Origin of the sequence: Neobacillus paridis (assembly GCF_016765675.1) — a bacterium.
Taxonomy (GTDB): domain Bacteria; phylum Bacillota; class Bacilli; order Bacillales; family Cytobacillaceae; genus Neobacillus; species Neobacillus paridis.
On sequence record NZ_JAESWB010000025.1, the window covers coordinates 241,645 to 263,928 of the forward strand.

The 22,284-nt window shown below is 41.4% G+C and carries 27 protein-coding genes and 1 other annotated feature; of the genes, 26 read left to right on the plus strand and 1 reads right to left on the minus strand.

The window, feature by feature from the left end; all coding sequences use genetic code 11:
• The first annotated feature begins 10 nt into the window (after positions 1 to 10).
• The 26 genes from JK635_RS03115 to pheA all read left to right on the plus strand — a co-directional run bounded on the left by JK635_RS03115 (position 11) and on the right by pheA (position 21,557).
• Positions 11 to 1,051, plus strand: a complete 1,041-nt coding sequence (locus JK635_RS03115; protein ID WP_202652287.1) for a type IV pilus twitching motility protein PilT — start codon at positions 11 to 13, stop codon at positions 1,049 to 1,051.
• 1 nt (position 1,052) lies between these two features.
• Positions 1,053 to 2,258: a type II secretion system F family protein gene (locus tag JK635_RS03120; RefSeq protein WP_202652289.1), complete on the plus strand. Its 1,206-nt coding sequence runs from the start codon at positions 1,053 to 1,055 to the stop codon at positions 2,256 to 2,258.
• Between the two features lie 106 nt (positions 2,259 to 2,364).
• The gene (locus tag JK635_RS03125; protein WP_202652291.1) at positions 2,365 to 2,826 is read left to right on the plus strand and encodes a prepilin-type N-terminal cleavage/methylation domain-containing protein; all 462 of its coding nucleotides are present in this window, start codon (positions 2,365 to 2,367) and stop codon (positions 2,824 to 2,826) included.
• A 22-nt stretch (positions 2,827 to 2,848) separates the two neighbouring features.
• Complete coding sequence (locus JK635_RS03130; RefSeq protein ID WP_202652293.1) at positions 2,849 to 3,592, plus strand: prepilin peptidase; 744 nt, start codon at positions 2,849 to 2,851, stop codon at positions 3,590 to 3,592.
• Positions 3,593 to 3,604: 12 nt separating this feature from the next.
• A complete protein-coding gene (gene pilM, locus JK635_RS03135) occupies positions 3,605 to 4,612 on the plus strand; it encodes a type IV pilus biogenesis protein PilM (RefSeq protein WP_202652295.1) in 1,008 nt (335 codons plus the stop codon).
• Complete coding sequence (locus tag JK635_RS03140) at positions 4,612 to 5,259, plus strand: fimbrial assembly protein (protein WP_202652297.1); 648 nt, start codon at positions 4,612 to 4,614, stop codon at positions 5,257 to 5,259. The genes pilM and JK635_RS03140 overlap by 1 nt, the downstream gene beginning before the upstream one ends.
• Complete coding sequence (locus JK635_RS03145) at positions 5,256 to 6,011, plus strand: pilus assembly protein PilO (protein WP_202652299.1); 756 nt, start codon at positions 5,256 to 5,258, stop codon at positions 6,009 to 6,011. Before JK635_RS03140 ends, JK635_RS03145 begins: the two co-directional genes overlap by 4 nt.
• 29 nt (positions 6,012 to 6,040) lie before the next feature.
• A complete protein-coding gene (locus tag JK635_RS03150; protein WP_202652300.1) occupies positions 6,041 to 6,535 on the plus strand; it encodes a type II secretion system protein in 495 nt (164 codons plus the stop codon).
• Positions 6,536 to 6,754: 219 nt separating this feature from the next.
• Positions 6,755 to 7,846: a hypothetical protein gene (locus tag JK635_RS03155; RefSeq protein ID WP_202652302.1), complete on the plus strand. Its 1,092-nt coding sequence runs from the start codon at positions 6,755 to 6,757 to the stop codon at positions 7,844 to 7,846.
• Between the two features lie 236 nt (positions 7,847 to 8,082).
• Positions 8,083 to 8,655, plus strand: coding sequence for a Maf family protein (locus tag JK635_RS03160; RefSeq protein WP_202652304.1), 573 nt, complete (start codon positions 8,083 to 8,085; stop codon positions 8,653 to 8,655).
• A gap of 43 nt (positions 8,656 to 8,698) precedes the next feature.
• Positions 8,699 to 9,388 (plus strand): RadC family protein, encoded by a 690-nt coding sequence (gene radC / locus JK635_RS03165; protein ID WP_202652306.1) that lies wholly within the window; start codon positions 8,699 to 8,701, stop codon positions 9,386 to 9,388.
• A gap of 163 nt (positions 9,389 to 9,551) precedes the next feature.
• Positions 9,552 to 10,574, plus strand: coding sequence for a rod shape-determining protein (locus JK635_RS03170; RefSeq protein ID WP_202652308.1), 1,023 nt, complete (start codon positions 9,552 to 9,554; stop codon positions 10,572 to 10,574).
• Between the two features lie 66 nt (positions 10,575 to 10,640).
• Positions 10,641 to 11,525: a rod shape-determining protein MreC gene (gene mreC / locus JK635_RS03175; protein ID WP_202652309.1), complete on the plus strand. Its 885-nt coding sequence runs from the start codon at positions 10,641 to 10,643 to the stop codon at positions 11,523 to 11,525.
• On the plus strand, positions 11,522 to 12,040 hold the full coding sequence (mreD, locus tag JK635_RS03180; protein WP_202652311.1) for a rod shape-determining protein MreD: 519 nt from the start codon (positions 11,522 to 11,524) through the stop codon (positions 12,038 to 12,040). Before mreC ends, mreD begins: the two co-directional genes overlap by 4 nt.
• A gap of 133 nt (positions 12,041 to 12,173) precedes the next feature.
• Entirely contained in the window at positions 12,174 to 12,854 is a 681-nt protein-coding gene (gene minC, locus JK635_RS03185; protein ID WP_202652313.1) for a septum site-determining protein MinC, read from the plus strand.
• A 1-nt stretch (position 12,855) separates the two neighbouring features.
• Entirely contained in the window at positions 12,856 to 13,662 is an 807-nt protein-coding gene (minD, locus tag JK635_RS03190) for a septum site-determining protein MinD (RefSeq protein WP_202652315.1), read from the plus strand.
• 137 nt (positions 13,663 to 13,799) lie between these two features.
• Positions 13,800 to 14,573, plus strand: coding sequence for a M23 family metallopeptidase (locus tag JK635_RS03195; RefSeq protein ID WP_235887846.1), 774 nt, complete (start codon positions 13,800 to 13,802; stop codon positions 14,571 to 14,573).
• Positions 14,566 to 15,432: a M50 family metallopeptidase gene (locus tag JK635_RS03200; protein ID WP_202652317.1), complete on the plus strand. Its 867-nt coding sequence runs from the start codon at positions 14,566 to 14,568 to the stop codon at positions 15,430 to 15,432. Before JK635_RS03195 ends, JK635_RS03200 begins: the two co-directional genes overlap by 8 nt.
• 10 nt (positions 15,433 to 15,442) lie before the next feature.
• Positions 15,443 to 16,954 (plus strand): Rne/Rng family ribonuclease, encoded by a 1,512-nt coding sequence (locus JK635_RS03205; protein WP_235887847.1) that lies wholly within the window; start codon positions 15,443 to 15,445, stop codon positions 16,952 to 16,954.
• A 122-nt stretch (positions 16,955 to 17,076) separates the two neighbouring features.
• Positions 17,077 to 17,161, plus strand: a sequence feature (ribosomal protein L21 leader region).
• Between the two features lie 12 nt (positions 17,162 to 17,173).
• Positions 17,174 to 17,482, plus strand: coding sequence for a 50S ribosomal protein L21 (gene rplU / locus JK635_RS03210; RefSeq protein ID WP_202652321.1), 309 nt, complete (start codon positions 17,174 to 17,176; stop codon positions 17,480 to 17,482).
• 16 nt (positions 17,483 to 17,498) lie between these two features.
• Entirely contained in the window at positions 17,499 to 17,840 is a 342-nt protein-coding gene (locus JK635_RS03215) for a ribosomal-processing cysteine protease Prp (RefSeq protein ID WP_202652322.1), read from the plus strand.
• A gap of 1 nt (position 17,841) precedes the next feature.
• Entirely contained in the window at positions 17,842 to 18,135 is a 294-nt protein-coding gene (gene rpmA / locus JK635_RS03220) for a 50S ribosomal protein L27 (RefSeq protein ID WP_191269736.1), read from the plus strand.
• A 192-nt stretch (positions 18,136 to 18,327) separates the two neighbouring features.
• The gene (locus tag JK635_RS03225; RefSeq protein WP_202652324.1) at positions 18,328 to 18,864 is read left to right on the plus strand and encodes a Spo0B C-terminal domain-containing protein; all 537 of its coding nucleotides are present in this window, start codon (positions 18,328 to 18,330) and stop codon (positions 18,862 to 18,864) included.
• 37 nt (positions 18,865 to 18,901) lie between these two features.
• On the plus strand, positions 18,902 to 20,188 hold the full coding sequence (gene obgE, locus JK635_RS03230) for a GTPase ObgE (protein ID WP_202652326.1): 1,287 nt from the start codon (positions 18,902 to 18,904) through the stop codon (positions 20,186 to 20,188).
• Between the two features lie 19 nt (positions 20,189 to 20,207).
• The gene (locus JK635_RS03235; protein ID WP_202652328.1) at positions 20,208 to 20,663 is read left to right on the plus strand and encodes a transcriptional regulator ThrR; all 456 of its coding nucleotides are present in this window, start codon (positions 20,208 to 20,210) and stop codon (positions 20,661 to 20,663) included.
• A 39-nt stretch (positions 20,664 to 20,702) separates the two neighbouring features.
• On the plus strand, positions 20,703 to 21,557 hold the full coding sequence (gene pheA, locus JK635_RS03240; RefSeq protein ID WP_202652330.1) for a prephenate dehydratase: 855 nt from the start codon (positions 20,703 to 20,705) through the stop codon (positions 21,555 to 21,557).
• A gap of 21 nt (positions 21,558 to 21,578) precedes the next feature.
• On the opposite strand, the gene JK635_RS03245 is transcribed toward pheA, so the two are convergent.
• Entirely contained in the window at positions 21,579 to 22,115 is a 537-nt protein-coding gene (locus tag JK635_RS03245) for a transcription repressor NadR (protein WP_202652332.1), read from the minus strand.
• Positions 22,116 to 22,284 lie beyond the last annotated feature (169 nt).

The window sequence follows — 22,284 nt, forward strand, 5'->3', positions numbered from 1 at the left end:
AGTTTTCAAAATGAAGAGTAAAATTGACCTTCTGCTTAAAGCCGGGTTTGATGTAAAGGCATCGGATATTCATTTGACAGTTGGGGTTCCGCCGATTGTAAGAATCAATGGTGAATTAAAAAGACTTGGCAAAGAGCCGCTAACTCCTGTTGATACCGAAGAAATGGCAAAGGCAATTGTCCCCAGCGGGATGTGGGAAAGATTTAAGGAAAAAGGAGAGCTTGATTTTTCTTATGGACTGCCAGGGGTCTCAAGGTTCAGGGTCAATGCCTACTTTCAACGTACCTGTATCGCGATGGCGATTCGCGTGATTCCAACACGGATTCCCACACTTGACGAACTGGACTTGCCAGCTATCATCAAAAAAATTGCTGATCGCCCACATGGACTCGTGCTGGTAACCGGTCCTACGGGCAGTGGAAAATCGACGACATTGGCGGCATTGCTAAATTTTATGAATCAAACACAGAGAAAACATATCGTCACGCTGGAGGATCCGATTGAATATTTACATAAGCATGGAAACTGTATTATTGACCAGCGGGAGGTAGGGTTTGATACGGAAACCTTTGCGAATGGATTAAGGGCAGCGTTAAGGCAGGATCCCGATGTTATTCTGGTCGGTGAGATGCGGGATTTGGAAACGATCCAAACGGCCATTACGGCAGCTGAAACGGGGCATTTGGTTTTGGGAACATTACATACATCCAGTGCACCAGCAACGATTAACCGCATTATCGACGTATTCCCGCCTTCACAGCAGCCACAAATCAAAATTCAACTTGCCTCTGTTCTCGTAGCGATTGTTTCACAACGGCTGTTTCCAACTGCCGACAGAAAAGGAAGAAGAGCAGCTACCGAAATTTTAGTCAATAATTCTGCTGTTGCCAATCTGATCAGAAATGATAAAATTCATCAAATTGCCAATGTCATGCAGACTTCAAGAGCTTCAGGAATGCAAACGCTGGAAATGAATATTAAAGACTTACTGCAGTCAGGTGCAATCGCAAAAGAAGCAGTTGTTCCGTTCTTACAGGAAAAGGTGGAATAAGATGGCGCGATTTAAATACAGCGGACGTGATAAAAAAGGGAAAAAGTCAGGTGTGATAACCGCGTCTTCCAGAAGAGAAGCATTGCTTGAGCTGAAAGACAAGGGAATCAGAGTGTTGGAAATAAATGAAGTGCCGGAAACTTTCTTCACCAAAGAGTTAACATTGGGCAACCCTGTTAAACTGCAAGATTTTGTTATTTATCTAAGGCAATTCGCCACCTTGATCAGGGCAGGAGTTCCAATCGTCGAGGCGACCGCTATTTTGGCAGAACAAACAGAAAGTAAATCGCTTAAAAAGGTGTTACTCGAAGTAGAACAAGATTTACGTGAGGGTCATCCATTATCGGCTGCAGCCGAAAAACATAAAAGAATATTTTCCAATATGTTTGTCAATATGATTAGGGCTGGGGAAGCCGGGGGAAATATGGATGAGACGCTGGAAAAGCTGGCAGTGCACTTTGAAAAGCAACACTTTACAAAGCAAAAGATTGTCTCGGCACTTGCTTATCCCCTCACTGTTGCGATTATTGCTGTCGGTGTAGTCATTTTTCTTTTGGTCAATGTAGTGCCGACGTTTGTTGATATGTTCAAAGATTTTGGCGGGGAACTGCCGGCGATTACCCGGTTTGTGCTGAGTGCCAGCGATTTCATGCAAAAGTTTTGGTGGCTGGTCATTTTCATCTTCTTAGCGTTTGCCACAGCGATTATGGCGATCAAGAAAAATAAAAAAACAAAATATTATCTGGATTATTTCTTATTGCGAATGCCGATTTTCGGAAAAATGCTGCAGAAGGCGGCAATCGCCCGGATGACAAGGACATTAAGCTCGTTATTTTCAAGCTCCGTGCCGATTTTACAAGCGATGTCCATTGTCGAGACGATTGTGGAAAATGAAGTAATCGCAAGGGTGATCGAAAAGTCACGGAATTCGTTGGAACATGGACATTCACTAACAGACCCGATGAAGCAGCACTGGGCATTTCCACCTCTGGTAACACAAATGATTATTATCGGGGAACAGTCAGGTACACTTGATTTAATGCTGGCAAAAGTAGCTGATTTTTATGAAAAAGAAGTTGAAAGTGCCACCGATCGGCTAAAATCATTGATGGAACCGCTGATGATTGTTGTTTTGGCTGGTTTAGTCGGGACGATTGTCACCTCGATTTTGGTACCGATGTTTGATATTTTCCAACATGTTGGTTAATCAAAATTTTTCAAAAAAATTCAATTTCTATTATTTTGCTAATCTAGTATAATATAGTTGTATGACAAAGGTCATAATCCAAATTGACTATTAAAGGAGAATGGGTATGTTACAAAAAGTAGGGAAAAGATTGAAAGACCAAAAAGGGTTAACATTGATCGAACTACTAGCGGTTATTGTTATTTTGGGGATTATTGCAGCAATTGCGATTCCAGCTATTGGTGGGATTATTCAGAAATCGAAAGTGGATGCTGTTAAGTCTGATGCGATCCAAATTTTAAATGCTGCTAAGACATATGTAGCCTCAAACGGTATTGACGATACTAAAACAATACAATTAAAAAAAGTTACGGGGGCAGATGGTAATACTACTACAGATGACCTAGCCTCATTTGTTGAAAGCACAAAAATTGATAATTATACTGTAAATGTTAGTGTAGATAACAACAATAAGGTTACTTACTCAATAACAGCAACTGTAAAAGCAGGAAAACAAACAGTTAAGTTCACAAATGCTACGATTAAGGGAATAAATGATAGTGGTACGAATCTAACGATAAGTAATTAACCTTTAAGTTGAGGAATAGATCTTGATTAATCTACTAGTTTTTATTTACGGCACCGTATTAGGTTCCTTCTACAACGTAGTCGGCCTGCGGATACCAGTTAACCAATCCATCGTCAAACCGCGGTCGCATTGTCCAAACTGTAACCATACGTTATCAGCGATTGAGCTGATTCCAGTTTTATCATATGTATTATTAAGGGGGAAATGCCGGCGCTGCAAGGCGCCGATTTCGCCCTTCTATCCTATTGTCGAACTGCTGACAGGGCTTTTGTTCGCAGCTGCTCCGCTGATCATCGGCTGGTCCTATGAACTGATCATCGCCTGGACCCTGATCTCGTTAATGGTGATTGTCTTTGTTTCCGATGTCCATTATATGATCATTCCTGATAAGGTTCTCATCGTCTTCACGCTACTATTGGTAGCAGAGAGATTCTTCCTGCCACTTACTCCATGGTGGGACTCGCTTGCCGGCGCTGCAGCCGGTTTTATCTTACTGCTTGTGATTGCGATTATCAGCAGAGGCGGCATGGGAGGCGGAGATATTAAACTGTTCGCCGTCATCGGACTTGCCGTTGGAACGAAGCTCTTGCTCATCGCCTTTTTTTTGTCTACCCTTTTCGGCGCTGTGTTTGGACTAGCTGGCATGGTGATTGGCAAGATAAAAACAGGCAAGCCGATGGCCTTTGGACCCTATATCGGATTGGGCACCATCACCGCCTATTTCTTCGGCGAAAGAATCCTGCAATGGTATATTGATTTTTTTTAAGGAGTTTTCAACATGGCATTCAATTTGATGATCGGAAAACATAAAACGGTCAATTTGACCATAAAAGATCATGCCATCCGGTTTGTCGAGCTTAAACAAACTCAGCCGCTTGCCATTCAAAGGATGGGCGAGTATTATTTGCCCAATGGTTTGATCAAAGAGGGCAAAATACTCGATTTTGATACGTTAGCGACGATTCTAGAACAATGTGTTGCCGAATGGAAAATGGCCAAGAGACAAGTCCGATTTATTGTTCCAGACCCTTATATCGTTATCCGTAAAATACCCATTCCACATGATATCCAAGAAGATGAAATAAGGGGATATTTATATATGGAAATCGGTTCAAGTATTCACTTGCCATTTGACGAACCAGTATTTGATTATTACCTGTTAGACCACACAAAAGAAACAGAAGAAAAGGCGAATGAAATTTTACTATTTGCCGCGCCAGAAGATAAAGTAAGAGAATATACGGATCTATTTGAAAAAGCAAGGTTGAAACCGATTGCCGCTGATATTTCTGCCCTTGCGATCAACAGACTTCTGTTTCATTTGCAAGACCGCCCAAAATTACAACATCAATACTTAATTGTCCAAGTCGATTTACAATCGGCAAATGTATGTATCTTTGAAAATAATATCCCGGTTATTATGAGACATTTGTATATCGATATCGAAAGAGAAAAATGGAATTACACCCAGAAAAAAGATTCCTTCATCACCTTTGATTTTATCGGCGACAAACAGGAAGTCCTAAATGGATTAATCGATATGTATAGTGAAATGGAAAAGGTGATGAATTTTTATCAATATTCCTTGAAACAGGGGAATCAGCGAGTCCAACAAATTATTCTCGATGGAGACCATCCTTGGCTAGATGAAATATTCGCCCAATTGAAGGAAAGATTTGAGATTCCCGTTTTAAAAATCAACGATCTTCTAAAAAAACATACAGGCATTGAGCCGGTACCCGCCCAATTTCATCTAAATATGGGGTTAGGTTTAAAAGAGGTGTAATGATGTTAGTTGAAATTAACCTGCTGCCAAAAAAAGATGAAAAGAATATCGCCATTTATGTGATGGCAGGGATTTTTTTGTTTCTGCTCATCATATTGTTTGTTTGCTTCAGCTTTTATCTAAACGGAAAAAAGGAAGAACTGAACACCTTGGATAAACAAGTAACCATGAATCAAAAGATCCTCGAGATACAGCAGCAGAAATTAAAAAGCTACCAATCCTCCAATTCAGTGGTGAAGTTGGAAACTGTCATTAAATGGGCAAAGGATCAGCCCAATAATATCGTTTATGTGTTACAGAAACTGACGAGTGCTCTGCCACAACGGGGATTTATTCTTGAATTTGAATTGAACGAGGAAAGCAAAATCACCCAAAAGGTTCAGTTTGATACAAAAACGGATGCTGCCTACTATTTAAGTTCAATTTTAAAATATCCTTGGATCACGGATGCGGTGATTAATGATGTAAATCAGACTGATCTTAAGCAGTTAGCGAATAACCAGAATAGTACCCAGGATCAAACGGTAACAGAGGGAGAGATCGTACCTCGTTATCAGGCGGAATATCAAATCGACCTGAATATTCCGTTATTAAAAAAAGTCAGTACCAAAACGGATAATAAAGAGGAAGGGGGCGCAACCCCATGACCCTCGAGTTTTCCAAAAAACATACGCTTGGCTTCATCCTGGGACTGATCGTCATTGGATTATTAGCTGTTCTTGCCTACTACGTTTACATCATTCCAATTAATACCAACTTAGATCAAAAAAAGTCAGAGTTAAAAATGACAAACCAAGAATTAACGATCTATCAAAATAAACTTAAACAAACAAGTAATCAAACAATTGTCAGTTCAATGGAATTGCAACAGCAAGTACCTGTTAAACGAATGCTTGACCAATTGTTATTGGATATAGAAAAGGCAGAAATTATTTCCGGGGCGAATATTATTGAGACGAAACTAAATAGTTCTGGACAAGATGCGATCCAAGCTGCTACTAATGATACAGCGCAAAAAACGCAGAGCAATAGCAGTTCAGCGTCAACATCAAAAGCAACGGCAACGGATAAAACATTGCCTAACGGAATGAAACAAACATCGATTTTATTATCAGGGGAAGCTAATAGTTATTTTGAGATGGAGAAGTTCTTGGAGGAAATCAAGTCTTTAAAAAGGATTATCAAAATTGACCAACTTAAGTTTACCGGTCAGGAAGAAATGGTCTCAGTCGAACAAGCATCCTCACCGCTAAAATTTGAGGCTGTCTTGACTGCTTATTATGACCCTGAACTGGTTGACCTGCAGAAAGATCTGCCGCCTATTGATGTTCCTAAAGTTTCAAATAAAAAAAATCCATTAAGTGACTTTTTAGCTGAAGAAGACGATCAAGAACCTTAAATCATTTGGAAGAACAAAGGGTCCTGTGAATGAAAAAACGATTGCGCTTTAATGAAAAAGGATTAACTTTAATTGAGTTGCTCGCAGTCCTGGTCATTTTGGGAATTGTTGCTGCCATTGCGATAATCTCGATTTCAAGAGTCATACAAGATTCAAAAGACCGGGCCTTTGTTGCGAATGCACTTGCCTTAAAAGAGGCAGCTAATTTATTTTTAAGACAAGAAAGTGTACATGATAGTTTTCCGAGCAAGATTACCTATAAAATGCTCTATGATTCTGATTTTATCGATGAGTTTAAAGATCCTGATACGAATGATTACTTATTGCCAACTGATCAAACATATGTCGTTGTAAAGGGCCAAAAAATCGATGCTGTTTGCCTTCAAGGAACAAAAAGAAATTTATGCTCCTATCAAGGGGAAAACACCCCTGTTCCCTTTAATAAATTGTCCGTCGAGCTAATCAGTTCCAATAAAGTGAAACTTCCATCAGTGGGGGGTTCTTCATCCCCCACTGATGGTTAGTTGAACCAATCGGACCTTTACGGGCAGTTGATCCCCCACCTAGATTCCTTGTAGACTTGGACTCCCCGAGGTAGGGGTCTTACTGCCCGTTAAGGCGGGATAAATAAAAATTTTGGCGAAAGTCTACGATAACAAGACGACAAAAGTCTTGTTATTTTTTTTGCCCGTTATGATAGGATGAAACCAATCAGCTATCTTTATCGAAAGGAGCAGGCGAATGTGGACAAGCCTAAAAAAGGCAGTACCATCACAATTAAAATAAATGAAAACCATAAAGCCTATCAGGACGAACTTCGAAAAGGTGGGCTTAAGCCGATGAAGACGACAGCTTCCAAAATAGTAGAATGGCCTCAAACGGATAAAAAAGACGATCATTTGCTGGAAACAGCAGCGGCACATGAATCAGAGGATGAAAGTTTTGATTGGATCATTCCCGAATCATTGGAGAATGATCGTGAAAAATTCCATGCTACAGGCGGCAAAGGGAAGAGTAATGATCCTAAAAAAGCAGGCGTCAAAAAGACGGTTTCCTTTTCAAGCTATTATAAAAAGAAAAACGGCCGCCCGCTGCGAACCATTTTTATTACCGCTCTATTGGCAGTTTTAATTGGCTCAACGATTGGTATATTCATGCTTAAGCTATTAAATGGCCAGCCTGCCGAAAAGGTAGTGCCCCAACAAAATGCTGTCGATGAGGCGCAGTCGGGACCAAAGAAAACGAATAAGACGACAGCAAAAACGACTGCGGCCGCCAATAAACAACAAACCATATTCGTAATTCAGGGAGGTGTTTTTGCTTCCAAGACTGGTGCTGAGGAGACGAGTCAACAACTTGCTTCGATTGATATTCCATCACAATCAATCGATCTCGATGGCAAGTTTTATTTGTTTTTGGGTCTTGCCGATTCAATTGAAAACGCCAAATCACTGGGTGCCCACTATAAAGCAAACGGTGTCGCCGATGTTTTTGCCAAGCCGCTATTATTGGACGCGAAAAATATTACCGGCTTAACTAAAACGGAAAAAAACTTTTTTGAATCTGTCCCATCCATCTACCAAACACTTTCTCTAGCGACCTCAAGTGCACTGTTGACCAATGAGATTCCACCCGAATCTGCTGGTAAATTGGCAGACGTTAAGAAACAATTAAAGGCTGCTGACATGAACAACGAAAAGATCAAAAAAATAAACCAGGAATTAACGGCAGCATATGAAAAAGTAAAGCAGTATGAAACAGCGAAGGATGAAAAAAATTTAACTGATGCCCAGCAGCATTTATTAAACTTCGTGGCATATTATTTTTCTCTCTGAATGGTCATTTCGCCAGAGTCATTGCCACACAAATATTTTCCGGGAAATTATTTCTCCATAAGGTCTGTCCAGTCCGGGCAGACTTTTCTTAGGTGGAAAAATACTTTCACGGAAAAATACCTGTATAATTTTACAAATTTCATCAAAATTTAATGATATAAAAATTGTTTGCGACGACGATTTTTGATACGATTGAGTTGTATCTCCCTTTAAACGCAAAAAGGTAAGGTGATGACATGCAAAACCTCATTTTAGCCTCTTCTTCTCCACGGCGAAAAGAACTTCTAGAAAATCTCCACTTAACATTTGCAATTTCCAGCAGCGAAGTTGATGAAAGCTACAACCCGAAGCTTACACCGGAAGAAGTCGTTATGGAACTGGCAGAACGGAAAGCACGGGCGGTTTTTAACCAGCATCGGGATGCTTATGTAATTGGCGCCGATACAATTGTGGTGGCGAATGAGCAAATTTTGGGCAAGCCGGCAGATGAGGCGGAAGCTATTTCAATGTTACACAGTCTTTCCGGAAAACAGCATCATGTTTACACAGGTGTATCGATTGTCTCGCAGACAAACTCAACCAAATTTTATGAAAAAACAGAAGTATGGTTCTGGGAGTTAACAGATAACGAAATCACTACCTATGTGAAAAGCGGCGAACCATTTGACAAAGCAGGGGCATATGGCATTCAACAGCTGGGAAGTTTGCTTGTCAAAAAAATTCATGGAGACTATTTTACAGTTGTCGGCCTGCCTGTTTCCAGGACTTTACGAGAACTGAAGCGGCTTGGCTATCAACTGCCGTTCTAACCTTATTATCAGTAACTCCCGGCCAAAATGGGAGGAAAAAACAATGGCAACAAAAACATTAATGATACGTGATTTTCCGCAGGATGAACGACCAAGAGAGCGCTTTATTCAACATGGACCACAGAGTCTTTCGAACCATGAACTGATTGCCATTCTGCTTCGCAATGGGACAAAAGATGAATCGGTCCTGCAGTTGGCAAACCGTCTCCTGACCCATTTTGAAGGGTTACGGCAGCTGAAATCAGCGACTTTGGAAGAGATCACTGAAATTAAAGGCATTGGACCTGCTAAGGCGATTCAAATTCTGGCGGCGGTTGAAGTCGGCCGCAGAATCAGCAATTTGAATTTCCATGACCGTTATGTGATCCGTTCGCCGGAGGATGGGGCAAAATATGTGATGAATGATATGCGCTTTTTAACGCAGGAGCATTTTGTTTGCTTATATTTAAATACGAAAAATCAAGTCATTCATAAGCAGACCATATTTATCGGCAGTTTAAATGCCTCAATCGTCCACCCAAGGGAGGTCTTCCGCGAAGCCTTAAAGCGGTCGGCAGCCTCGGTTATTGCCCTGCATAATCACCCTTCTGGAGACCCTACTCCGAGTCGAGAGGATATTGAGGTAACGAATCGACTCGTTGAATGCGGAAAAATCATCGGCATTGATTTACTCGATCATCTCATCATAGGGGAAAACAAGTTTGTCAGTTTGAAGGAAAAAGGCTATATATAATCCTATGATTTTGTTTGATGTTGCGTTATAATATTGTTTATGATTTTTTAGGACTGCTTCTTAAAAATAGCTACTACAATCATTACAATTAAGACATGATATAAAAGTCATTGCCTGTAATTTTAAATTTTGTGATTCGGATTAGAAAGGGAGATACAATATTATGTTTGGATTTGGAACAAAAGATCTTGGAATTGACTTAGGAACTGCAAATACTCTTGTTTATATAAAAGGAAAAGGCATTGTGCTGCGGGAGCCATCGGTAGTGGCCATGCAAACGGATACTAAAAGTATTATTGCTGTCGGAAATGACGCGAAAAATATGATTGGCCGAACCCCGGGAAACGTAGTCGCCTTAAGACCAATGAAGGATGGAGTTATTGCTGATTTTGATACAACGGCGGCGATGATGAAGCACCTGATCCGCAATGCATTGAAGAGTAAAGGCCCTTTTTCAGGAAAGCCCTATATCATGGTTTGTGTTCCATCGGGAATTACCGCAGTTGAGGAAAGGGCGGTTATTGATGCGACAAGGCAAGCAGGGGCAAAGGATGCCTATACCATTGAGGAACCGTTTGCCGCGGCAATAGGTGCCAATCTGCCTGTTTGGGAACCGACCGGAAGTATGGTCGTTGATATTGGCGGCGGGACCACTGAAGTTGCGATCATTTCCTTAGGGGGAATTGTAACAAGTCAATCCATTCGCGTAGCGGGGGATGAAATGGATGAAGCGATCATTTCTTATATAAGGAAAAACTATAATTTGTTAATTGGTGACAGGACGGCAGAAACAATTAAGATGGATATCGGTTCTGCAGGAGAACCTGAAGGTATGGATAATATGGAAATTCGCGGCCGTGATTTGTTAACCGGTCTGCCAAAAACGATTGAAATAACCCCGAAAGAAATTTCAGCTGCGTTGAAAGATACTGTCTATTCGATCGTAGAGGCCGTGAAAAATACATTAGAAAAGACACCGCCTGAACTTGCCGCCGATATTATGGATCGTGGTATCGTTTTGACTGGCGGCGGTGCACTGCTGCGGAATTTGGACCGGGTCATCAGCGAAGAAACCAAAATGCCTGTATTGATTGCCGAAAATCCGCTCGACTGCGTTGCCATCGGCACAGGCAAAGCATTGGATAATATTCAACTGTTTAAAAATAAAGCCAAGGAATCTCGTTAATTCGATAATCGTAAATGAAAAAAAGAATTGCGAACCTATCCATTAGAAAAATAGAGGTGTATCAAAATGCCACAGTTCTTTTTGAATAAACGTCTGATCATTTTGTTAGTCAGCATTATTGTTCTCGTGGCATTGATTGGGTTTTCTTTAAGGGAGAGAGACAAGCTTACCTGGCCGGAGCAATTTGTGAAGGACACAACCGGTTGGGTTCAATCCCTGGTTTCAAAGCCTGCTGGCTATATTGCGGGCTTTTTTGAAAATCTCCAGGATTTGCAAAATACATATGAAGAGAATAAAGAATTAAAATCACGAGTTGAAAAAATGGCCAGCCTTGAAGCGGAAGTACAAGCGCTGCAAAAAGACAATAATGAACTGCGTGAAATTCTTGGTGAAAAGAAGTCTTTGCGAGATTATCAAACACAACCAGCCACTGTTATTGGCAGGAATCCTGATCGTTGGCATGAAATGATTATTATTGACAAAGGGAATCTAAAAGGAATTAAGAAAAATATGGCTGTGATTACCGCCAATGGGTTAATTGGCAAAGTGAAAAGTGTAAGCCAATTCAGCTCAACGGTACAGCTGTTAAGTGCAATGGATCCGAAAAACCGTATATCTGCTGTCATCCAAGGGAAAAAGTCCGATGTATATGGCTTTGTCCAAGGATTTGATGACAAAGAGAAATTGCTTCTAGTGAAAAGCATTCCCTCCGGGGCCAAGGTTGAAAAAGGACAAACGGTAACGACCTCCGGTTTGGGCGGTGTTTTTCCAGAAGGGCTTTTGATTGGGAAGGTTGTCGATGTAAAAACTGACCAATATGGACTCAACCAAACGGCGTTAGTCAAACCCGGAGCTGATTTTTATGATATTCAAAATGTCATCATTATTAAACGCTCGATGACACAGCCAGCTAAAAAAGATATGTCATCCGGGAAGGAGGAGGAATTGTGAAGAAATTCCTTCTTCCCCTTTTATTTTTGTTCCTGTTCATTTTTGAAAGTCTATTTATTCAATTTTTACCCGGGAACTTTTTGGGGCATAATCGGATTTTTGTTCCCCGTTTTTTATTCTGTGCGGTGCTTTTATTGACCATATTTATTGGCAGGAAACCAGGAATGATTTATGCCGCCATTCTAGGACTGGTGTTTGATATTGTCTATATTGAAATCATCGGCATTTATTTGTTTCTCTTTCCTTTCGTTACCTATCTAATTTCGAAAATAATGCATGTCCTGCAGGCAAATCTTATCGTTGCCTTTCTTGTTACGTTGATCGGAGTCGGCTTACTGGAGTTTGGCGTCTTTGCCATGGATTTATTAATTCATGTAACCAATCTTGATATCTTAAGCTTTCTAAATTTGCGACTCTATCCAACGTTAATGCTTAACGCCGTGTTTTTACTGATCTTTATTTATCCATTGAAACGGTTTATGGAAAAGTACGCAATCTTAGGCAGAGACGAATAATCCACGATAAAAAAAGGAAAATAACCAGTTTGTGTCGAATTTCAATTAAGATCATCTTTTATCCTTCTTGGTCAGAGTGCTATGAACCTGTGTGTTGAAATTGCTTTCTTAATTATGAGGTGAATTTTTCTCCATGAAAAAACGGCAAAATGTTACAATAAAAGGTACAAAGGACGGTCTTGTTCTCCGTTTTGCTGATAGCTGTTCCTATGATGAGCTTAAGCTGGAATTAGATCAAAAGCTTTCAGCAAACACCGGGACACAGGATGAGCACCACTCAATCTCCGTAAAACTGGAGGTCGGCAACCGCTATTTAACGGATGAGCAACGGGAAGAATTGAAAGAATTAATCCGAAAAAAAAAGAATCTTGTAGTTGATGATATAGTATCAAATGTTATTACAAAGGACGAAGCCGATCAGTTAAGGGCAGAAAACGAAGTAATGACCGTTACAAAAATTATCCGTTCCGGACAGATTTTGCAGGTTCCCGGGGATTTATTGCTGATTGGTGATGTGAATCCTGGCGGTACTGTGATTGCTGGTGGAAATATTTTTATTATGGGAGCATTAAAAGGAATCGCCCATGCAGGCTGTTATGGAAATGATCAGGCAGTAATTGCCGCATCGATTATGAAACCAACTCAGCTGAGAATTAACAATTCTCTTAACCTTGTATCAGACCTCATTCCGGCGACTGAAAAGCGGGAAATGGAATGTGCGTATATGGATGAAAACCATCAAATCAAAATTGATAGATTACAAACTTTAATTCAGTTAAGACCAAATTTAACGAGATTAGAAGGGGGACATTAAAGTGGGAGAAGCAATCGTAATTACATCCGGTAAGGGCGGCGTCGGTAAAACGACTACAACCGCTAACATTGGTACAGCACTCGCCCTTCAAGGTAAAAAAGTTTGCCTGGTTGATACAGACATCGGCCTTCGAAACTTGGATGTCGTAATGGGACTTGAAAACAGAATCATCTATGATCTTGTTGATGTGGTTGACGGACGCTGCAAAATCCATCAAGCTTTGGTCAAGGACAAACGATTTGATGGTTTATTATATTTATTGCCGGCAGCCCAAACCGTTGACAAATCAGCCGTTAGGCCGGAACAGATGAAGAAGCTGGTTGAGGAATTAAAACAAGATTACGATTACGTCATTATCGACTGTCCAGCTGGCATTGAACAAGGTTATAAGAATGCGGTTGCCGGCGCTGATAAAGCGATCGTTGTGACAACCCCTGAGGTTTCAGCTGTTCGTGATGCTGATAGAATAATTGGTCTACTCGAAAAAGAAAGGCAGTTGGAGGCCCCAAAATTAATCGTCAACCGGATCCGAAATCATATGATGAAAACTGGAGATATGCTTGATCTGGATGAGATTACGGAGCATTTATCTATTGGCTTAATCGGAATTGTTGCTGATGATGATGAGGTCATCAGAGCCTCAAACCATGGTGAACCGATTGCCCTAAATCCAAACAGTAAGGCCTCGATTGCTTACCGGAATATTGCCCGAAGGATTCTCGGTGAATCCATCCCGCTTCAGCCTCTTGAAGATTCTAATAAAGGTGTCTTTTCAAAAATTAAAAAGTTTTTTGGTGTTCGTTCATAGTAAATGGTCCTGTCTGCAAAATATGTGGACAGGCATTTTTTATTTCAATACAAAAAATATGGGTAAAGGAAAGAAAGTCATACTCTGTGAATCTCCTTCATAGACTTGTACAAATGTTAAAAAAGGGATTGATGGGTATGGCGCGGTCTTCAGCTGATGAAATACGGCGGCGAATAGCCAAACGAAAAAAGGGAAAAGGAACTTCTGGGAAACATAGCAGCGAGCAGCAATTACTATGGCCCGGTGATGAAGAAAGTTATGGTTATAATTATATTTCACCATCCAGAGATGAGGGGCATCCGCTATTTAAAAAAGAGGTGTTCTTCTTCAAGATCTTGGCCTCGGTTCTCCTTTTCTTAGTAGTGGCAATCATATTTCGCAGTCAAGTTCCTGCCTTCGAGCCGGCAAAGAACTTTATTGGCAAAACAATGGACACGGAGTTCAAGTTTGCTGTCGTCTCCAAATGGTATCAGGATAAGTTTGGCAAGCCCCTGGCATTGCTGCCTTTTACAGAAAAAGAAAATGGCGGCCGAAAGGAGGAGATTCAAAGAGGTGCTGTTGCCGTTTCCGGCAGGCTGCTTGAAAATTTCGAAAAGAATGGCCAGGGAATTATGATTGAAACTGGAAAGGATGCTCCGGTACAAACAATTAATGATGGCTTTGTACATTTTGCCGGTGTAAAAGAAGGTTTAGGAAAGACGGTGATAATAGAACATTATGATGGCACGGAAACCTGGTATGGCAATTTGGACAGCATTAAGGTAAATCTCTATGATACGATCGAAAAGCGCACCGTTGTTGGGACGGTATCGGCCTCTTCTGGTGAAGATAAATCAAAAGGGCAATACTATTTTGCCGTAAAAAAGGGTGATACTTTTATCGATCCAGTTAAGGTGATTCGCTTTGAATAGACTGTTCAACTTATTCAGGCTTGTCCACATTCACCCGCTGCTATGGTTAATTATCGCCCTGTCAATTATAACTGCGCATTTCTGGGAAGTTTGTTTATTGATCGGCATTATTTTTATTCATGAAATCGGGCATGCAGCTGCAGCTTCTTTTTTTTCCTGGAGAATAAAAAAAATCATTCTGCTGCCATTTGGCGGCGTGGCTGAAATGGATGAGCATGGGAATCGCCCGCTAAAGGAAGAGGCGATTGTAGTGCTCGCAGGTCCGCTGCAGCACGTCTGGATTATTGCAGCTGCATCTGTTCTGGTAACATTCAACTTCCTGTCTGAAGATCTATATCAATTATTCATTCAATACAATTTGATGATTCTTGTATTTAATTTATTTCCGGTTTGGCCGCTTGATGGTGGTAAGCTGGTATTTTTATTGCTCTCATTAAAAAATTCTTTTACCCGCGCCCATCGTATCACCTTGGTTATTTCACTATTTAGCCTAACCATTTTTTCAATCTGCGTCATCCTTGCCGCCCCGGCCCATATCAATGTTTGGGTTGTCATCGGTTACCTGTTTTTCTCTATCTATTACGAATGGAAACAACGGCGCTTTATTTTCATGCGGTTTTTATTAGAACGGTATTATGGAAATAAATCAAATCCGGATGAATTAGTACCGATCCTGGCAAATGAAGAGGATTTATTAATTCAAGTGTTAGAGAGATTCCAACGCGGCTGTAAGCATCCAATAGTAGTGGAAGCGGACGGGCAGCAGAAGGGTACCTTGGATGAAAACGAGCTGCTCCATGCTTACTTTACGGAAAAACGATTAACGGATAAAATCAGCGATCTTCTCTTTTTATACTAAAAAAAGTATAATGATACCAATTGAAGAAAAAGTGAGGACGTTAGGTTTGGAAAGGTTAATTGTAAATACCACTTCACGTGAGAAAAGGTATGCTTTCATAAGAGATCATCAAGTGGAAAAGCTTGTTTTTGACCGGCCGGAACATCGTTCTCTGGTCGGTAATATTTATTTTGGAACGGTAACAAAAGTCTTGCCGGGGATGAATGCGGCCTTTATCGATATCGGCACTGAAAAAAAAGCTTACTTGCATCGTAACGCGCTTCCTTCTTATGTGGCGTCGCAGGAAAAACAAAACAGTATCACCTCTTTTGTCCACGAAGGGGAAAAGCTGCTCGTTCAGGTGGACAAGGACGCCACAGGCACGAAAGGTCCAAAGGTAACTGGCATTATTGAAATTTTGGGGGCGCATCTGATCTATATGCCAAAGGGTCATTATCTGGCTGTTTCCAAAAAAATCCTCGATGACAGAAAAAAGGCTCAGCTTAAACAGTTGGGCAATCAACTCAAGAAGGAAGAGGAAGGGTTGATTTTTCGAACCTCAAGTGAGGTCGCCGCGGAACAGGAGATTCAGGATGAACTCAAGCAGTTAAGGCAGCGATACGATGAGCTTGAACGGCACATCGCCAACATGAAAAAGCCGGGTTTGATTTTTCAGAAGGACTTTTTTTATGACCTGTTAAAAGCGGAGACTGCGACAATGACTGCTGGTGAAGTCATTGTTGATGATTTAGCGCTTAAAAAGAAGCTTGAAGCCAAAGGTGAAGTTAAAGTAACTTATTATAATGGAAAAGAAAACATCTTTTCAGCATTTCGGGTGGAACCGGAAATTGCTAAGGCACTAAAACGAGTGATCTGGCTGGATAACGGTGCTTACTTGATTTTCGATGAAACCGAGGCATTAACGATCATCGATGTGAATACCGGCAAGTTTTCCGGAAGAACCGATTACCAGGATACCGTATTTAAAACCAATCAGCTGGCAGCAAAAGAAATAGTCCGCCAACTAATCCTCCGTGATATTGGCGGCATTGTGTTAATTGACTTTATCGATATGAAGCGGGAATCGGACAGGGAAAAGATTCGGCAGATAGTCGAGTCAGAGCTAGCAAAGGATCAGAAAAGAACAAAAGTTGTCGGTTTCACCCCCTTAGGCATCCTACAGCTGACGCGGAAAAGAACAAAGGTGGCGATTTCCGAGGCGATGCAGGTCAGATGCCCTGTCTGTCATGGAACTGGAAAAATCTTAAGCGCGGAAACAGTTGCTTTTCGGCTTGAGCGGGAACTGTTAGAGCACCGCAATACGGAATATGAGGCCGTGCTGGTGGAAACCACACCGGAAGTAAAACAGGCTCTTATAGGTTCGGATGGATCCTATAAGGAATTATTAGAAGAAATGCTTCATTATAAAATTTACTTTTCCATCACTCCATCGATTGAACATAATTTTGCTTTAACACAGTTTGGTGATGAACAGGAGATTTCCGAAAAAGCCTGCGACTCTCCCCACTTTAACGGTCAGTAAGATAACTGCCGGTAACAGTCCGATTCATTCACATAGTGGAGAAACCGCTCATATGATGAAGTTTCACTTTATATTGACACATAGGTTCCAATTGTGTTAGGATTGTAATGTTGTTTGTAGCACCCGTGCTACAACCGCACATATCAGGTTACAAGATTTTGCTTTTGAGTTGCAAAACACCTGCAGATGGCGAGTCTGAGTTTAAGAGGAGGTGCAGTTATGTACGCAATTATCGAAACTGGCGGTAAGCAATTGAAAGTGGAAGAAGGCCAAGCGATCTACATTGAAAAATTAAATGCAGAAGCTGGCGAAACGGTTACTTTTGACAAGGTTCTTTTCGTTGGCGGTGAAAATGTAAAGGTTGGCAGCCCTGTTGTTGAAGGCGCAACGGTTACAGCGAAGGTTGAAAAACAAGGTCGTGCGAAGAAAATCATTGTTTTCAAGTACAAAGCAAAGAAAAACTACCACAAGAAACAAGGTCATCGTCAACCTTACACTAAAGTAGTCATCGAAAAAATCAACGCGTAAGGTGTTGGAACCCTAGATGATTCAAGTAGTGATTAATCGTACGAAATCCGATAAGATTCATTCGTTTGAAATAAGCGGACATGCTCTATTTGACAAGCGCGGCAAGGATATTGTCTGTGCCGGAGTATCCGCAGTATCAGTCGGTGCTATTAATGCGGTGCACGAACTGACAGGTGTTACTCCTGAAATTGATCATGATTCCGGCTTACTTCGCTGTGTGATTCCGGATCCACTTCCGGAGGATACAAGCGAAAAAGTGCAGCTTCTCCTTGAAGGCATGATTGTTGCACTCCGAACGATTGAAATTGATTACGGGAAACACATAAATATTACCTTCAAAAAACAGGAGGTGGAATAACATGCTATTAAAATTAGATCTTCAGTTGTTTGCATCTAAAAAAGGGGTAGGTTCTACAAAGAACGGACGTGACTCGATCGCAAAGCGCCTTGGTGCTAAGCGTGCAGACGGTCAATTCGTAACTGGCGGTTCTATCCTTTACCGTCAACGCGGTACAAAGATTTACCCAGGTGAAAATGTTGGCCGCGGTGGAGACGATACTTTATTTGCAAAAGTTGACGGCGTTGTAAAATTCGAACGCTTTGGTCGTGACCGCAAAAAAGTAAGCGTATATCCAGTAGCTCAAGAAGCTTAATGGTGATGGAAAACTCTAACACACTAGTTAGGGTTTTCTTTTTTTTAATAGATAATTCGTAAAAAAAATACATATCGATCAAGGGATTCTCCTCGCACATATAGAAAACATAGAAAATTGCTTACTCATGGTTGTTTTTTTGATATACTAACAACAAACAGTTTTTCGGACAAACCAATTGGGAGCGAAAGTATGGAGAAGCAATGGGATATAATTGAGGTCCTGCGTCATTCCCGTCATGACTGGATGAATAGACTGCAGTTGATCAAGGGGAACATTGAATTAAACCGAATTGACAGGGCGAAAACGGTGATTGACGAAATTATCATTGAGGCACAAAATGAGACAAAACTCTCCAACCTGCCAATGCCCGGATTTGTTTCACTGCTGTTAAAAACGAACTGGGAGAACCCTTCATTTAAGCTCGAATATGAGGTATTAATTGAAAAGGGAGCAGTAAGAGTAGATGATAACCTTTTAACAAATTGGACAAGTCGATTTTTTTCATGCCTACATAACGCGATTGATGTATTTCAAGATAATCGATTACTTATTACAATTGAACCGCGATCAAACGGACTTCGTTTCTTTTTTGATTTTAGCGGGATAATAATGTACAGTGAACGAATTGAAACATTCCTTACTGAGCAAAGATCAACACTTAATGCGAGGATCAAGGAATTTTCTGAAAGCGAACTCGAATTGGAGGTTTTTATGCCGGCTTTATGAGCCTGTAGAAACTTGCGACCGACGGGAGGATTTTACAATGTTTGTCGATCAGGTAAAAATTTATGTAAAAGGCGGCGATGGCGGCAATGGAATGGTCGCTTTCCGCCGTGAAAAATATGTTCCTAAAGGCGGTCCGGCCGGTGGTGATGGCGGTAAGGGGGCTGATGTTATCTTTAAAGTCGACGAAGGCCTGCGGACGTTAATGGACTTTCGTTATCAGCGCCATTTTAAAGCACCACGCGGCGAGCATGGCATGTCCAAGAATCAGCATGGCAGAAACGCCAAAAATCTAATTGTTAAAGTCCCGCCTGGAACGGTAGTGATGGAAGCGGAAACGAAACAGGTTATTGCCGACTTAGTTGAGCATGGCCAACAGGCGGTGATTGCTAAGGGCGGCCGCGGCGGCCGCGGAAATACGAGATTTGCGACACCAGCTAATCCGGCACCGGAAATTGCTGAAAATGGTGAGCCTGGCGAGGAGCTCGAGGTCATCTTGGAGTTAAAATTACTCGCTGATGTTGGCCTTGTTGGTTTTCCAAGTGTCGGGAAGTCAACATTATTATCGGTCGTCTCTTCGGCTAAGCCGAAAATTGCCGAGTACCATTTTACAACCATTGTTCCCAACCTTGGAATGGTGGAAACCGAGGATGGCCGCAGTTTTGTGATGGCTGACCTTCCGGGGTTGATTGAAGGAGCACATGCAGGGGTTGGCTTGGGACACCAGTTTCTGCGTCATATTGAACGGACAAGAGTGATCGTCCATGTGATTGATATGGCGGCCACAGAAGGCCGTGATCCATATGAAGATTACTTAACGATCAATCGTGAATTAAACGAGTATAACCTGAGGCTGACAGAACGGCCGCAAATCATTGTTGCCAATAAAATGGACATGCCTGATGCTCTTGAGCACTTGAAAAAATTTAAAGAGCAGCTTCAGGAAGATTATCCAATTTTCCCGATTTCGGCCATTACCCGAAAAGGATTACGGGAGCTGTTGTTTGCGATTGCTGATAAATTGGCAGAGACGCCGGAATTCCCGCTGGATCATGAAGAGGAAACAATGGTTAATCGTGTTGTCTATAAACACGAAGCAGAGCCGCAGCCTTTCGTCATTACAAGAGAATCAGATGGAAGCTTTGTGCTTTCCGGCGAAAAACTGGAAAAGCTGTTTAAGATGACTGATTTTACCCATGATGAATCTGTCCGCCGTTTCTCCAGACAGATGCGCAGCATGGGAGTGGATGATGCACTTAGACAAAGGGGAGCCAAAGACGGGGATATTGTTAGGTTATTAGATTTTGAATTTGAATTTATCGAGTAAAGTTTCCAAAAAGGTAGAGATGAGTATGGATAACTTTGAAAAAAAATTCTATTTGGTTCGGGAAGACGTCCTGCCGGAAGCAATGAAAAAAACGATTGATGCCAAAGAGATGCTTGAACGCGGTAAGGCAGAATCGATTTGGGATGCTGCTCAAAAGGTGGATTTAAGCAGAAGTGCTTTTTATAAATATCGAGATACTGTTTTTCCGTTTTCGGCGATTCAGAAAGAACGATTAGTGTCCTTGTTTTTTCATATCGAGGATCGTTCAGGCACATTATCCAAGCTGCTAAGTACGGTCGCAAGGTTTGGCTGCAATGTCCTGACCATTCACCAAACGATTCCGCTTCAAGGACGGGCCAATGTAACGCTGTCGTTAAATACGTCAGAAATGGAGTTTGAGATTGAAATGCTGCTTTCGGAGTTAAGAAAGCTGGAATTTGTCGAGAAGGTAGAGGTATTGGGAACGGGTGCTTAGCGTCGTTCCTGGCTTTATTAGAAGGGGAGTAAGGGAGAAGTGAAGGTAGGATATTTAGGTCCAAAAGCAACATTTAGTGAATTAGCAGTGAAAAAGGTATTTGAAGGGTTTGAACATAAGCCGTATCAGACGATCCCGGAATGTATGGATGCTGTTTCAAGGCATGAAGTTGAACTTGCTGTGGTGCCGCTGGAAAATGCGTTAGAGGGTTCTGTTAATATTACGCTTGATTATTTAACACAGGTTGCAAAACTCCCGATTATTGGAGAAATTACAATTCCAATCAAGCAGCATTTAATGGTTCATCCGGCGAATGCAGACAAATGGCAGAATGTTGAAAAAGTTTACAGTCACTCCCATGCGATTGCTCAGTGTCATAAATTTTTACATCATCAATTAACGGGGGTACCGTTTGAAAGTGTGTCATCAACAGCTGCTGCAGCTAAAATGATTATGGAAACACCAGAAGTAAATGCGGCGGCGATTGCCAATGAATTGGCAGCAAAAGAATATGGACTGACGATTGTCCAAAGAAATATTCATGATTTTGACTATAATCACACCCGGTTTATTGTGTTGGCAGAAAAAAATATTGATTTTCAAGTGGTCAGCGGGTCCACACATTATAAGACAACGCTAATGGTGACTTTGCCTTCAGACCAAGCCGGTTCCCTGCACCAGGTTTTGTCAGCATTTGCCTGGCGGAAAATAAATCTCTCAAAAATTGAATCTAGACCGATGAAAACAGGGATTGGCAATTACTTTTTCATTATTGATTTGGAAATGAAGCTGGATGAAGTACTGATTCCCGGGGCGATTGCTGAAATGGAGGCATTAGGCTGCTGTGTCAAGCTGCTCGGAAGCTACCCGGCGATTATGGTCGATTTACACTAAAAGGACCCCGTGGGGTCCTTTTTATTCCAACAAAATTCCCTCTTTTTTAAGGGCCGTTTCCGCTCGATCTAAATCCGTTTCCCTTGCGGCCGTTAATGTATGTAAATGAATTCCGCCGGTTAATTCTGAGAGGAGCGGTGCTTTAGTCGTTTCCAGCTTATTCATAAACTGCTTAACTTCCTCTCTGTTAGATACCATAATCGAGGCGGTTAAATCTCCATAAACTGCATGTTCAATTTTGACATCTTTTACGGTTACTCCATGGTCAACAATCATATTTAGTTCTTTTTCTGTTTCAGCTGGTGTATGACGGCAGGCAATGATCCGTTGGTAGATAATATTCCCCGCCGGTTGTTGTAAAAACATGTATCCTTGGCTAGTGGCGATAATCGGCTCCCCTTTTGCTTTGAGCAAAGTAATGTCACCCACAATCACTTGTCTGCTAACATTTGTCTTCTCAGCCAATTCACTCCCTGTAATAGGATGACTGCTTTCCCTTAATAATTGTAGAATAAACTTTCTTCGTTCGTCCCCAAGTATCTTTTTTTGTTCCATCATAAAACGCTCCTTACCCGTTTACATGCTTCAATAGTACCACACCGCTTTTTAAAATGAAAAGTCGAGTACCGGATTACCGTTCCAGCTTGGATAAACATATTTTTTAAAATAAATGCATAAGTTTTTGTGAAGAATAATAGCATTTTGCCCATTCTCACATACACTATAT